The following is a 14,461-nucleotide window of genomic DNA, read 5'->3' on the forward strand; positions in this document are numbered from 1 at the left end:
TATCATTATTCTTATTCCGTTGTTCGTGGCTGCGATCGGATTGTCCCCGTCGATATCTATGTGCCAGGCTGTCCACCAACTGCTGAAGCTTTACTGTATGGCATATTACAGCTGCAGAAAAAAATTCATCGTACTAACACCATAGCCAGACAAACCTGATAGCGACCTGTTTTTATGATGCAAACCTTAAAAGCCAAACTAGAACAGAATTTTTCAGATGCGTTACTGGATTGTGAGCTGGTTCGAGATGAAATTACTTTGCATGTGGCGGCTGAACACATTATTGAGGTTTGTACGACCTTACGAGATGACTATCAATTTGAACAGTTGATGGACTTGGCCGGTGTAGATTACTCAGAGTATGGCGGGAGTAGTTGGGAAACCAAACAGTCGACAGAGTTTGGTTTTAGCCGGGCTGTAGATGGCTTGGGACATGCAGAACCCGTGACAGACGGGTATCGTTTTGCCGTGGTCTATCAGTTGCAATCCATTACACATAATCAACGCTTACGATTAAAAGTCAGATTGGCAGCCGAGCAACCCATTATAGACAGCGTGACAAAGGTATGGACTGGTGCTGATTGGTATGAGCGTGAAGCCTTTGATATGTTCGGCATTCTCTTTGATGGACATCCTGACTTACGACGCATTTTGACAGACTATGGTTTTGTCGGTCATCCGTTTCGTAAAGATTTCCCGCTTATTGGTAATGTTGAGATGCGTTACGATGAAGACAAAAAACGTGTCGTATATGAACCGGTCAGTATCGAACCCAGAACCTTAGTACCCAGGGTGATTCGTGATGATAACCGTTATCTCAAGGATGAGAAATAATGGCTGAGATAAAAAATTTCACACTCAACTTTGGTCCTCAACATCCGGCTGCCCATGGTGTCCTTCGTCTTATTCTGGAAATGGATGGAGAGGTGATAGTCAGAGCCGACCCGCATATTGGGCTGCTGCATCGGGGTACAGAAAAACTGGCGGAATCGAAACCATTCAATCAGAGCATTGGGTATATGGACCGTCTCGATTATGTGTCGATGATGTGTAACGAACATGCCTATGTGATGGCCATCGAAAAACTGATTGGCATTGATGTACCCATAAGAGCCCAATACATTCGGGTCATGTTTGATGAGATTACCCGGGTATTAAACCATCTGATGTGGTTGGGGGCGCATGGTCTGGATATTGGTGCGATGACGGTCTTTCTTTACTGCTTCCGTGAGCGTGAAGACTTAATGGATTGTTACGAGGCGGTATCGGGCGCAAGAATGCATGCTACCTATTATCGACCTGGCGGCGTATATCGCGATTTGCCCGACAAAATGCCTCAATATCAGGCTTCCAAATGGCACAACGACAAAGAAATAAAGAAAAAGAATCAAAACCGAGAAGGCAGTCTGCTCGATTTTATTGAAGACTTTACCCAACGTTTTCCGCACTGTGTCGATGAGTATGAGACATTATTAACTGATAATCGTATCTGGAAACAACGCACTGTAGGCATTGGTGTGGTCAGTCCTGAGCGAGCACTTCAACTCGGTTTTTCAGGGCCGATGTTAAGAGGCTCGGGGATTGAGTGGGATTTACGCCGTAAACAGCCTTATGAAGTCTACGACCAATTGGACTTTGATATTCCGATAGGTAAGGAAGGTGACTGTTACGATCGCTATTTAGTCCGTGTCGCTGAGATGCGTGAATCTAATCGTATTATTAAGCAATGCGTTAATTGGCTCAGAGCGAATCCAGGGCCAGTGATTGTTGATGACACCAAAGTCGCCCCGCCTAAACGCAGCACCATGAAAAATGATATGGAAGCCTTAATTCATCACTTCAAACTATTTACCGAAGGTTATTGTGTGCCGGAAGGTGAAGTTTACAGTGCGATTGAACATCCCAAAGGCGAGTTTGGTATTTATATGATTTCGGATGGGGCTAATAAGCCTTATCGCGTGAAAATCAGAGCGCCGGGGTTTCCACATCTGGCAGCGATGGATGAAATGGCAAAAGGCCATATGCTGGCAGATGTCGTTGCCATTATCGGTACGATGGATATTGTGTTTGGTGAGATTGACCGATGACAGAGATGGTATTGACCGGACCTAAACAGACTTTATTCACTGAGCAACTGCGTGCAGCGCTGGATAAATGGATAGCTAAATATCCGATAGGTCGTGCTCAATCTGCCGTCATTCCATGCTTACATATCCTGCAGGAGGCTAATGGTGGCTGGCTTTCCAGAGCCATTATGGATGCCTTGGCAGAATATTTATCCATGTCGAATATCAGTGTTTATGAGGTGGCGACTTTTTACAGCATGTTTGAGCTGGAACCCGTCGGTAAGCACAAGATCAGTCTGTGCACCAATATCTCGTGCATGTTGTGTGGCTCTGAGGAAATACTCGAACATCTTCAGCAACGGTTAGCGATTAAGCCAGGTGAAACAACGAAAGACGGTTTGTTTACGCTAAAAGAAGTGGAATGTCTTGGCGCTTGTGTTGGTGCACCTATGTTGCTGATGGATAAGCAATACCACGAGTACCTGACCAAAGAAAAGATTGATGCCTTGATTGATGGGGTCCAATCATGAAGCTGGATCAAGTGTGTTTTCGTACCAACCACCTTTCACCATCCTGGACACTGGATGCCTACCGACAGGTCGGTGGCTATCAGGTACTTGAAGATATCTTGAGCAATAAACTCAAACCTGAGTCTATTATTGAGCAGATCAAAAACTCGGCATTACGTGGTCGCGGTGGCGCTGGTTTCCCTACCGGACTGAAATGGAGCTTTATGCCCAGACGTTTGCCCGGTGATAAATATATTGTCTGTAATTCGGATGAAGGCGAGCCGGGGACGTGTAAAGATCGCGATATTCTCAGGTTTAACCCGCATCAATTGATAGAAGGCATGATTATCGCCGGTTATACGATTGGAGCCCAGACTGGATATAACTACATCCGCGGTGAGTTTTTTGAACCTATAGAACGCTTTGAGGCAGCGCTGGAAGAAGCCAGAGAAGCCGGCTATTTAGGTAAGGATATTCTCGGCAGTGGCTTTCACTTTCAGCTTCATACTCATATTGGCGCGGGTGCTTACATATGTGGTGAAGAAACTGCCTTACTCGAATCCTTGGAGGGGAAAAAAGGGCAGCCACGTTATAAACCACCATTTCCAGCTGGCTATGGTTTATATGGCAGGCCGACAACGATTAATAATACAGAAAGTTTAGCCTCGATTCCGGTGATATTGCAGCATGGTGCGGACTGGTTTCATGAATTAGGCACGCCAAATAATGGCGGCAGTAAGATTTTTTGTATGACGGGGCATGTTAATAAACCCGGTAACTATGAAGTGCCGTTAGGTACGCCGTTTGCTGAGCTACTGGAGTTGGCTGGTGGTGTTCGGCACGGTCATCAGTTAAAAGCCGTAATTCCTGGTGGCTCATCCACGCCGGTGGTACCAGCTGAGATTATGATGGGACTCGATATGAGTTATGACGGGATTGCCAAAGGACGTTCCATGCTGGGAGCCGGGTCAGTCATAGTCATGGATGATTCAACTTGTATGGTAAAAGCACTGCAACGTATTGCCTATTTTTATTATGAAGAATCATGCGGTCAGTGCACACCTTGTCGTGAAGGCACTGGATGGCTCTATCGGGTTGTGAAGCGCATTGAAGAGGGGCAGGGCAAGCAAGAAGATTTAGACCGGCTGGTGGATGTGGCTGAAAATATTAATGGCAATACCATTTGTGCTCTGGGTGATGCGGCGGCGGCCCCTGTCGTCAGTTTTATCAAACATTTTCGTGAAGAATTTCAATACCACATCGATCATGGTCGGTGTATGGATAACACAGCGTGAAGGCTGAGTAGATATGGTTAATATCGAAATCGACGGTATTCCACTGAAAGTGGACTCAACAAAAATGATTATTCAGGCTGCTGATGAGGCAGGTATTGATATTCCACGTTTTTGTTACCACAAAAAACTGTCGATAGCAGCCAATTGTCGGATGTGTCTTGTTGAGGTTGATAAGTCCCGTAAAGCGCTGCCAGCCTGTGCGACGCCTGTGACTGAAGGCATGAAAGTATTCACTCATTCTAAAGTCGCGATTAATGCTCAACGCAGTGTGATGGAATTTTTATTGATTAATCATCCACTGGATTGTCCGATTTGTGATCAGGGCGGTGAATGTGAGTTGCAGGATCTGTCGATGGGATATGGCGAAGGTGTCAGTCGGTTTACAGAAGGTAAGCGTGTCGTCAAAGACAAAGATATTGGGCCTTTGATTCGCACGGACATGACGCGTTGTATTCATTGCACACGCTGTGTTCGTTTTGGTGTGGAAATCGCTGGCGTCAAAGAACTCGGTGCAACTGGGCGTGGCGAACATATGGAAATTGGTACCTATGTTGAGCACAGCTTGGTTTCTGAGTTGTCGGGTAATATTATCGATCTCTGCCCTGTTGGGGCGTTAACGTCTAAACCTTTCCGTTACAAAGCGCGTGCCTGGGAAATGAAAGCCCATCCTTCCATCGCACCTCATGATGCCATCGGTTCTAATATTGAACTGCATGTCAGACAAAATGATGTGATGCGTGTGGTACCGAGAGATAACGAGTCTATCAATGAGGCCTGGTTATCGGATAGAGACAGGTTCTCCTATCAAGGCTTGGCCCATCCTAAACGACTTTCTGAGCCCATGATTAAAGTAGAGGGTGACTGGCAGGTCGTTGACTGGCAAACCGCATTGGAAACAGCGGTAAAAGGTTTACAAACCATTATCAATAAACATGGCGCCGAAGAAATGGGCGGCATGATTTCACCGACAGCGACGCTGGAAGAAGCCTTTCTGTTCCAGAAATGGTTACGCGGTTTAGGTGTTGAGAATATTGACCATCGCCTGCGTCAGCAAGATTTTTCTGACTCTCTCGAGCAGTACGCAATAGAGAGCTGGACGTTGGCAGATGTACAGGACAGTGATGCGATTGTGCTTATCGGCAGTCATATTCGGGCTGAGCAACCTATTCTTGCTCATCGTATAAGACAAGCGGCGATAAATGGTGCCGTGGTAAGTAATATCAATTTCTTTCTGACAGACTTGCTGATGCCGGTTGAGTTTGAAATGGCAGTGGATATCAAGGCCATGCTCTCCACCTTAGCGGGCATTGCCAAAGTATTATCGTCAATGACCAATGATGATGATGCATGGCATGCTCTATATCCGGAACGTACGCCCACTGCGTTTGAACAAAATGTGGCTATGCAGTTATCGAACGCAGCGACCGCCACCTTGATTGTGGGAGACTTAGCTAATCATCACCCCGATGCTGCAAAAATACGTGCTTTAGTCCAGAAAATTGCTGAATTGTCGGGCAGTCGCTGTATGGTGATGCCATCTGCGAATAGCCAAGCTCATGTCTTTGCCAACACCTTACCTGGTAAGGAAGCGAAAAACAGTCTGCAAATGTGGCAACAGAGTCTCCGAGCTTACGTGCTGATGGGGTTAGACGCATTGCATGATACTGCTGTCCCAGCCATTGCCAAACAAGCACTAAAGCGCGCCAGTTTTGTTGTGGCACTACATAGTTACGATAGTGAGTTTCTGAGACAAACGGCCGATGTGATTTTACCCATGGCCTGTTTTACTGAAACTTCTGGCACGTTTATCGGCCTGGATAAACAATGGCAGCAGTTTGCTGGTGCGGTCGCGCCCAGAGGCGATAGTCGCCCTGGTTGGAAGATTCTGCGGGTATTGGGTAATGTCAGCCAACTAGAAGGGTTTGACTATATCTCGTCACAGGACGTGGTGGATGAGGTTCGTCAGAAACAAGCGGAGAGAAATACTGACCCGGCTCCGCCATACATCCCCGATTCGCTTAACCTGGAATCAGACTTGATGATGATTTCTGAGGTGCCGATGTACCGGACTGATGCATTATTACGTCATAGTGAAGCGCTACAAAAAACACCAGAAACGCAACGTATACAGTTTGCACGCATCAACAGAAAAGAAGCCGAAAAACACGGTTTAAATCATCAAACGCCATTGACGCTGACACAACAAGATAGTGTGATTCGACTGCCCTTAGAGATTGATGACAGTATTGCAGATGGTTGTGTTTATGTTGCAGCAACGACGGAAGCCGCTAGCCGTCTAGCCAGCCTGTTTGGACAGGTCGCTGTTTCTCAAAGTGAGGCAGCCATATGATCGATATGTTTTTACAGGATATTTTGCCGAATCTATTTAAAATTTTACTCATTATTGTGCCTTTAATGCTATCAGTCGCCTATTTGACTTACGCTGAACGTAAAGTCATTGGTTATATACAAACGCGTATTGGTCCTAACCGAGTCGGTCCTTGGGGATTACTGCAACCGATAGCTGATGGCCTGAAATTGCTGATGAAAGAAGTCATCTTCCCGGCAAAATCCAATTTATATTTGTTTCTGGTTGCACCTGTTTTGGCAATAGGGCCAGCATTGGCTGCCTGGGCGGTGATGCCTTTTGATGATGGCATGGTGTTGGCAGATATTGATGCCGGACTGTTATATATCCTGGCGATTACTTCCATGAGTGTGTATGGGGTAGTGGTGGCTGGTTGGGCGTCTAATTCCCGTTATGCTTTTTTAGGTGCATTGCGTAGTGCTGCACAAGTGGTCTCATACGAGATTGCGATGGGGTTTGCTTTGGTCGGTGTGCTGATTGCGGCCGGTAGCTTGAACCTTGGCGAAATTGTACTGGCTCAACAAGGAGGTTTCTGGCACTGGTACTTCATACCACTGTTTCCTTTATTTATTGTCTATTTTATTTCCGGGGTAGCGGAAACAAATCGGGCGCCGTTTGATATTGCAGAAGGCGAATCAGAAATTGTCGCTGGTTTCCATGTGGAATATTCCGGTATGGCGTTTGCCATTTTTTTCCTGGCCGAATACGCCGATATGATTTTGATCTCTATGCTGGCCGCGACCCTGTTTATGGGTGGCTGGTTGTCACCCTTTGATGGGATTCCTGTGTTGGAAAGTGCGTTTTCCTGGGTGCCTGGATTAGTCTGGCTGCTTGGGAAAACAGCTATCTTTTTGTTTATGTACTTGTGGTTCCGAGCGACATTTCCTCGGTATCGTTACGATCAGATTATGCGGTTAGGCTGGAAAGTATTTATTCCTGTCACCTTGGTTTGGTTAGTTATTGTGTCGACGGCCCAGGTGTTTGATATCGGGCCATGGTTTACAGAAAGTCCAGTCATCACTGCGGGAGGGGGATGATGTCAGGTCTCCGTCATTTTTTTAAAAGCTTTTTGTTGTGGGAGCTGATTCAGGGACTTCGTCTAACTGGGCGTTATTTGTTTGCCGGCAAAGTCACGGTGCAATATCCCGAGGAAAAAACACCACAGTCACCAAGATTCCGAGGACTGCATGCCTTAAGGCGCTATCCCAATGGGGAAGAGCGCTGTATTGGTTGTAAGTTATGTGAAGCGGTTTGTCCTGCACTTGCCATTACTATCGAAACTGAACCCAGAGATGATGGTAGTCGCCGTACTACACGCTACGATATCGACTTATTTAAGTGTATTTATTGTGGCTTTTGTGAGGAGTCTTGTCCGGTCGACTCGATTGTTGAAACACGACATTTTGAGTTTCATTTTGAAAACCGAGGTGAACAAATCATTACAAAAGATAAATTACTGGCAATCGGGGATAAATATGAGCCAGAGATTGCTGCGGATCGTGCTGCTGATGAACCTTATCGTTAGGATGACAAATTAGTGGAAAAAATTATTTTTTACTTCTTTGCAGCCATTTTAGTGTTTGCCGCCACCATGGTTATCACTGTGCGTAACCCCGTGCGTGCCGCTTTATTCTTGGTTTTAGCTTTTTTCACCAGTGCCGGTATCTGGTTAATGTTGGAGGCAGAATTTCTTGCTATCAGTTTGGTGCTGGTCTACGTGGGCGCGGTATTAGTACTGTTTTTATTTGTGGTGATGATGCTGGATATTGATCTGGCCCCGCTGAAAGAAGGTTTTACACGGTATTTACCATTAGGGATTATTGTGGCTGCTGTGATTGTGGTGGAAATGATTGCCGTGCTGAATGCGCCTCAATTTGATATTAGTGACGCAGCAGCGACTGACGGCAGTAATACAAAAATGCTGGGTCGTTTGTTGTATACCGTTTATGTGTATCCGTTTGAGATTGCTTCTGTGATCCTGACCGTCGCCATTGTTGCCGCTATCACGCTGACATTACGTGAGCACCATCGTAAATTGCAGGACCCAGCCAAACAGGTGGCCGTTAAATCGACAGACCGGGTGAGAATGGTTGATCTACGCAGCAAAAAACAAGATGGAGGTGGCTCTGAACCATGATTGTTTTATCTGACTATCTTATTCTCGCTGCCATATTGTTCAGCTTGTCTTTAGCGGGTATCTTTCTGAACCGTAAAAATATCATCATTTTATTGATGTGTATTGAGTTAATGCTGCTAGCGGTCAACCTTAACTTTATTGCTTTCTCACACTTTCTCGGCGACCCCGCTGGTCAGGTGTTTGTGTTTTTCATCTTGACAGTGGCAGCAGCGGAGGCGGCAATTGGGCTGGCCATTCTGGTGGTGTTATTCCGTAACCTCAGCACCATTAATGTGTCTGATCTGGATAGGTTAAAGGGGTAGGGGATGCCACAGAGCTTACTGCTTGCCATTGTTATCGCGCCGTTATTTGGCAGTATTGCAGCAGGTTTGTTTGGTCGTCATTTAGGCCGTTGCTGGACGCATCGCATTACAATCTTTTCAGTCGGTGTGGCTTTTTTCCTGTCCACCTGGGTATTAAAACTGGTGATAGTCGATGGGATGACATATAACGACACCGTCTATCAGTGGTTGCAAGCCGGCTCATTACAGCTTCAAGTCGGCTTTATGATTGATGCACTGAGTGCAGTGATGATGACGGTGGTGACCTTTGTATCATTGATGGTGCATATCTACACCATTGGCTACATGCACGATGATGATGGCTACTGTTGTTTCTTCAGTTATATTTCTTTATTCACGTTTGCCATGTTGATGTTGGTGATGGCAAATAACTTCATGCAGTTATTCTTTGGCTGGGAAGCGGTGGGGTTAGTCTCTTACCTACTGATTGGTTTTTGGTACAAAAAGCCGACGGCGATTTATGCAAACCTCAAAGCTTTCTTAGTGAATAGAGTCGGGGACTTCGGCTTTTTATTGGGCATTGCTGCCGTGTTGATGTATGCGGGTAGTCTGGATTATCTGGCTGTGTTTCAACAAGCACCACAAATGGCAGAGCAAACAATCAGCATTTTTCCAGATACGGCTTGGTCTGTCATGACGCTGACTTGCATCTTGTTGTTTATCGGCGCCATGGGCAAATCAGCACAGGTGCCATTACATGTTTGGTTGCCTGATTCGATGGAAGGGCCGACGCCTATTTCAGCCCTGATTCATGCCGCCACTATGGTCACCGCAGGCATTTTCATGGTGGCGCGTATGTCACCGTTATTCGAGCTTTCTGAAACAGCATTGTCATTTGTGTTGATTATCGGTGCCATTACAGCCTTGTTTATGGGACTGCTCGGCTTGGTTCAAAATGATATCAAGCGTGTCATTGCTTATTCGACATTATCGCAGCTGGGTTACATGACTGTAGCGCTTGGTGTTTCTGCTTATGCGGCAGGTGTGTTTCATTTGTTGACTCATGCCTTTTTCAAAGCTTTACTCTTTTTAGCGGCGGGTTCAGTCATTATTGCCATGCACCATGAGCAGGATATGCGAAAAATGGGTGGGCTGAAAAAGTATATGCCCATCACTTACTGGACAAGTCTGATTGGTTCGCTGGCCTTGATTGGCTTTCCTGGTCTGGCTGGATTTTTCTCTAAAGATGCCATCATTGAAGCGGTGCATGCTTCCGAGTTAACCGGACATGGCTTTGCCTACTTTGCCGTGTTGTCGGGAGTATTGATCACGGCTCTGTATAGTTTCCGACTGTTTTTTATGGTGTTTCATGGCACACCCCGATTTAACACTGACCATGGGCATCAGCCTAAAGAATCACCTTGGGTCGTCACATTACCACTGGTTCTGTTAGCGATTCCTTCTGTGATTGCCGGTTATTGGATAGGCAGTATGGTTTACGGTGAGTTTTTTGCTGAGGCCATCTACGTGTCTTCTGCACATGATGTGCTGGCTGAACAAGCAAAGGACTTCCATGGCATTGTCAGTTTTATCATTCATGGCCTGACTGCGCTGCCATTCTGGCTTGCCATGGCTGGTATAGTCATCGCCTGGTTTTTGTATCTGCGTCGTCCTGAGTTACCTGCTGTGATACAAGAAAAGGGACAGTTTATTTATCGTATTCTCATCAATAAATATGGCTTTGATGACTTTAATCAAACAGTCATTGCTGGCGGCTCCCGACATTTGGGACAGCTTTTATGGCGAATTGGTGATCGCTTGTTGATAGATGGTACGTTGGTGAATGGCACAGCGAAGACGGTAGCTTGGTGCTCACGATTAGCCAGACAGTTACAGACTGGCTATTTGTATCATTATGCGTTTGCAATGATCATCGGGGTGGGACTACTTCTCACTTTTTTTGTAGTGTGACAAGGACGGACTAGGCATTCATGTTGGCTCAACTTCCTTTACTCAGTCTCATTATCTGGCTACCTATTCTGGCAGGGATGATTAGCTTATTCCTGAATGAGCGTCCTTATATGAGTAAATGGTTGGCCTTAGCGGCTAGTAGCCTCACATTTGTTTTATCACTTGGGCTTTATCTAGGCTTTGATAAAGCCTCTGCAAACATGCAATTCGTTGAGTTCTATCCCTGGGTTGAGTCATTCAATATCAATTATCATCTCGGTATTGATGGTTTTTCTCTGCCCTTGATCATACTGACCACGATATCAACGATTTTAGTCGTTATCGCTGGTTGGCGTGTTATCGACTACCGTTTGAATCAGTATCTTGCCGCTTTCTTGATTATGGAAGGCTTGATGCTAGCGGTTTTTGCAGCGCTTGATGCCATTTTATTTTATGTGTTTTTTGAAGCGATGCTGATTCCGTTGTTTTTGATTATTGGCATCTGGGGGGGGCCGAATCGAGTTTATGCCACAATCAAATTCTTTTTATATACCTTCTTTGGCTCAGTCTTTTTATTAATCGCGTTGCTGTATCTGCATCATGTAGCGGGCAGCTTTTCATTACTTGATTATCATTCGGTCGCGTTGTCTATGACAGAACAAACGTGGCTATTTTTTGCTTTTCTGATCGCCTTCGCGGTCAAAGTGCCGATGTGGCCAGTGCATACCTGGCTACCTGATGCGCATGTGGAAGCACCAACGGGTGGTTCCGTTATTTTGGCGGCCATCACGTTAAAAATTGGTGGTTATGGTTTTATTCGTTTTGCCTTACCTATCGCACCGGATGCCAGCATGGCCTTGGATTGGTTATTAATCAGTTTGTCTTTGATTGCTGTGGTGTATATCGGTTTTGTTGCTCTCGTACAGTCGGATTTAAAAAAGCTCATTGCTTATTCAAGTATTGCTCATATGGGGTTTGTGACCTTGGGCTTGTTTATTGTTTTTAGAATATTTTTTAATTCATCCACCGGGAGTGGCGCTGTCTTGGCTGTCGAAGGCGCGATGGTGCAGATGATTTCACATGGCTTTATTTCAGCGGCCATGTTCCTGTCCGTTGGCGTGTTGTATGACCGTATGCATACTCGCGAAATCAGTGCTTATGGCGGGGTGATTAATACCATGCCGACATTTACTGCATTTGCCGTGTTTTTTGCGATGGCGAATGCTGGTTTGCCAGGCACATCGGGTTTTGTGGGTGAGTTTATGGTGATTTTAGCCGCTTTTCAGGCAAATTTCTGGTTTGCATTTTTGGCGGCAACGACCTTGATTCTGGGAGCGGCTTACACTTTATGGATGGTTAAGCGCGTATTTTTTGGTGAGGTCATGAATCAACAGGTGGCTCAGCTGGAAGATATTAATACGCGTGAATTTATGCTGTTAGCCAGTTTGGCTGTCATTATATTACTACTGGGCCTATGGCCTGATCCCTTATTAGATGTCATGCACGCTTCTGTTGAGAATTTATTAACGCAAGTGGCTCAATCCAAGCTATAAAAAGGACAGCGGATAATGAACTATCAAGTGCCAAATATGTTGTTTGCATTGCCGGAAATGGTCATGCTGGCAATGGCCTGTGTTGTCTTGTTGTTTGTGGCTTTTACCGGTAATAAAAAAATTAACTGGAGTTATGGTCTCAGCCAACTCAGTTTATTCCTTGTCCTGCTGACAGTCATGCTGTCATGGGGAGAGTCAGGCACAACTTTCTCTGATACCTATGTTAAGGATGCTCTCAGCGACATATTAAAAGTAGCTATCTGTCTGATTAATATGTGCGTTTTATTATATTCCGTTGAGTATTTACGGGTACGCCAATTACTTCAGGGCGAGTTTTATGTTCTCGCTTTATTTGCGACGCTGGGTATGTTCATTATGGTGTCAGCGAATCATTTTCTGACCTTATATCTAGGACTGGAGTTACTATCTCTCTGCCTCTACGCGATGGTCGCCATGCATCGAGACTCTGTGATGGCTACCGAGGCTGCAATGAAATATTTCATTTTGGGTGCAATCGCTTCAGGGATGCTTTTGTATGGCATGTCCATTATTTATGGCATTACAGGTAGCTTGATGTTGCAGGAGGTGGCAACGGCCATCTATGCTTCATCGAGCAGTGATACGATTCTGAGCTTTGCTCTGGTTTTTGTCATTATTGGCATTGGCTTCAAATTTGGTGCTGCGCCATTTCACATGTGGCTACCTGATGTGTATCACGGGGCACCCACCGCCATGACTCTTTTCATTGCTGCTGCCCCTAAAGTGGCCGCCTTTGCTTTGTTGATTCGATTATTAGTGGATGGACTGATAGACTTACAAACCTATTGGCAACCGATGCTGATGTTGATGGCTGTTTTATCGATGATAATCGGTAATCTTGTCGCTATCGCACAAACCAATATTAAGCGTATGCTGGCTTATTCAACGATATCTCATGTTGGTTTTTTATTGATGGGTGTGTTGTCTGGGACTGAAGCAGGGTATGCCGCATCACTTTTTTATACATTAATTTATGCATTGATGACCTTAGCGACGTTTGGTGTGGTTTTACTGATGAGTCGTTATGGGTTCGAGGCGGATAATATTGATGACTATAAAGGGCTGAGTTCACAGCATCCATGGTTAGCCTTGTTAATGATGGTTTTGATGTTTTCAATGGCCGGTATCCCACCATTAGCGGGATTTTATGCCAAATTAGGTGTGATAAAAGCCGTCGTTGATGCTGATATGCTGGCCGTAGCATTAGTTGCCGTGGTGATGTCAGTCATTGGTGCTTTTTATTATTTACGGGTAATCAAAGTGATGTATTTCGATAAAACAGATGAGACATACGCATTTAATTACTCTGGTTCAGCGGCGTTTGTATTGAGTATTAACGCACTGTTGGTACTGGTATTGGGGATATTTCCTGGCTTATTAATGTCGATTTGTTCGACTGTTTTTTCTTGAGGAATAAGATGTCTATCTGGCTTATGTTAGGGCTGTTTCTTGTGTTGGCTAACTTACCGTGGATTGGTGATCGTGTTTTTTTTGTTTATCCACTGGAACATAAATCAAACTGGATAAGACTTTTTGAGCTAACGGTGTATTTTTTCATTAGTCTTGGTATCGGTATCGCGTTTGAAATTCGGTTTGCTGGTGAGGTGTATACACAAGGCTGGGAATTTTTTGTGACGGTCTTGAGTTTATTTCTGGTGTTGTCAGTGCCGGGGGTTGTATATCGTTACCAATGGTTGCCTATGCAATATAAATTCAAATAGCACTTGCATATCCCGCAAATGCTTTAACATCATGCTGACATTAGCAGCGTGTAAATTTATCGAATGGCGACATATAGCACTTTGTCGCTTTTTTACTTATAAATGTGTGCATATACAAAGATTCTAGTTTAGAATTGGCGGGTTTAACTCCGTGTAAATGCACGAATTGTTCATTCAAATAATAGAGACAGGATTATGGCTTCTGATTTATCCAAGTACAGAAATATAGGTATCTTCGCCCACGTTGATGCGGGTAAAACCACAACAACTGAGCGTATCCTGAAACTGACCGGTAAAATTCATAAAACTGGTGAGGTTCACGAAGGTGAATCAACTATGGACTTCATGGATCAGGAAGCTGAACGTGGTATTACCATTCAGTCTGCTGCTACCACATGTGCATGGAAAGGTCACCGTTTAAACGTTATTGATACACCAGGACACGTTGACTTCACTATCGAAGTATATCGTTCTTTAAAAGTACTGGATGGTGGTATCGGTGTTTTCTGTGGTAGTGGTGGTGTTGAGCCTCAATCAGAAAC

The 14,461-nt window shown here is 45.1% G+C and carries 14 protein-coding genes and 1 pseudogene; all 15 read left to right on the top strand.

Annotation, left to right across the window (positions count from 1 at the left end; all coding sequences use genetic code 11):
* Positions 1-159 (top strand): annotated as a pseudogene (locus tag B3014_RS06810) (NADH-quinone oxidoreductase subunit B); the annotation flags it as partial.
* Positions 160-174: 15 nt separating this feature from the next.
* Entirely contained in the window at positions 175-834 is a 660-nt protein-coding gene (locus B3014_RS06815; RefSeq protein WP_289243285.1) for an NADH-quinone oxidoreductase subunit C, read from the top strand.
* Positions 834-2,087 carry an NADH-quinone oxidoreductase subunit D gene (locus tag B3014_RS06820; protein ID WP_286304044.1) on the top strand — a complete coding sequence of 418 codons (1,254 nt, stop codon included), beginning with the start codon at positions 834-836 and terminating at the stop codon, positions 2,085-2,087. The genes B3014_RS06815 and B3014_RS06820 overlap by 1 nt, the downstream gene beginning before the upstream one ends.
* Positions 2,084-2,596 (top strand): NADH-quinone oxidoreductase subunit NuoE, encoded by a 513-nt coding sequence (gene nuoE / locus B3014_RS06825; RefSeq protein WP_414683048.1) that lies wholly within the window; start codon positions 2,084-2,086, stop codon positions 2,594-2,596. The genes B3014_RS06820 and nuoE overlap by 4 nt, the downstream gene beginning before the upstream one ends.
* Positions 2,593-3,870: an NADH-quinone oxidoreductase subunit NuoF gene (gene nuoF, locus B3014_RS06830; RefSeq protein ID WP_286304045.1), complete on the top strand. Its 1,278-nt coding sequence runs from the start codon at positions 2,593-2,595 to the stop codon at positions 3,868-3,870. Before nuoE ends, nuoF begins: the two co-directional genes overlap by 4 nt.
* Positions 3,871-3,883: 13 nt before the next feature.
* Positions 3,884-6,220, top strand: a complete 2,337-nt coding sequence (gene nuoG / locus B3014_RS06835; RefSeq protein WP_289243286.1) for an NADH-quinone oxidoreductase subunit NuoG — start codon at positions 3,884-3,886, stop codon at positions 6,218-6,220.
* Positions 6,217-7,275, top strand: a complete 1,059-nt coding sequence (nuoH, locus tag B3014_RS06840; RefSeq protein ID WP_289243287.1) for an NADH-quinone oxidoreductase subunit NuoH — start codon at positions 6,217-6,219, stop codon at positions 7,273-7,275. The genes nuoG and nuoH overlap by 4 nt, the downstream gene beginning before the upstream one ends.
* Positions 7,272-7,763: an NADH-quinone oxidoreductase subunit NuoI gene (gene nuoI / locus B3014_RS06845; protein WP_286304048.1), complete on the top strand. Its 492-nt coding sequence runs from the start codon at positions 7,272-7,274 to the stop codon at positions 7,761-7,763. The genes nuoH and nuoI overlap by 4 nt, the downstream gene beginning before the upstream one ends.
* A gap of 12 nt (positions 7,764-7,775) precedes the next feature.
* Positions 7,776-8,375: an NADH-quinone oxidoreductase subunit J gene (locus B3014_RS06850; protein WP_289243288.1), complete on the top strand. Its 600-nt coding sequence runs from the start codon at positions 7,776-7,778 to the stop codon at positions 8,373-8,375.
* The gene (nuoK, locus tag B3014_RS06855) at positions 8,372-8,677 is read left to right on the top strand and encodes an NADH-quinone oxidoreductase subunit NuoK (protein ID WP_091712823.1); all 306 of its coding nucleotides are present in this window, start codon (positions 8,372-8,374) and stop codon (positions 8,675-8,677) included. Before B3014_RS06850 ends, nuoK begins: the two co-directional genes overlap by 4 nt.
* Before the next feature lie 3 nt (positions 8,678-8,680).
* A complete protein-coding gene (nuoL, locus tag B3014_RS06860; protein WP_289243289.1) occupies positions 8,681-10,627 on the top strand; it encodes an NADH-quinone oxidoreductase subunit L in 1,947 nt (648 codons plus the stop codon).
* Between the two features lie 20 nt (positions 10,628-10,647).
* Positions 10,648-12,159 (top strand): NADH-quinone oxidoreductase subunit M, encoded by a 1,512-nt coding sequence (locus tag B3014_RS06865; RefSeq protein ID WP_289243290.1) that lies wholly within the window; start codon positions 10,648-10,650, stop codon positions 12,157-12,159.
* A gap of 15 nt (positions 12,160-12,174) precedes the next feature.
* Entirely contained in the window at positions 12,175-13,608 is a 1,434-nt protein-coding gene (nuoN, locus tag B3014_RS06870) for an NADH-quinone oxidoreductase subunit NuoN (RefSeq protein ID WP_289243291.1), read from the top strand.
* 8 nt (positions 13,609-13,616) lie between these two features.
* Positions 13,617-13,919: a DUF2818 family protein gene (locus tag B3014_RS06875; RefSeq protein ID WP_289243292.1), complete on the top strand. Its 303-nt coding sequence runs from the start codon at positions 13,617-13,619 to the stop codon at positions 13,917-13,919.
* A gap of 195 nt (positions 13,920-14,114) precedes the next feature.
* On the top strand, positions 14,115-14,461 hold a 347-nt coding region (locus B3014_RS06880; RefSeq protein ID WP_289286931.1), incomplete at its 3' end, for a GTP-binding protein.

This window comes from Methylophaga sp. UBA678, from assembly GCF_002299105.1.
GTDB classification, from domain to species: Bacteria; Pseudomonadota; Gammaproteobacteria; order Nitrosococcales; family Methylophagaceae; genus Methylophaga; species Methylophaga marina.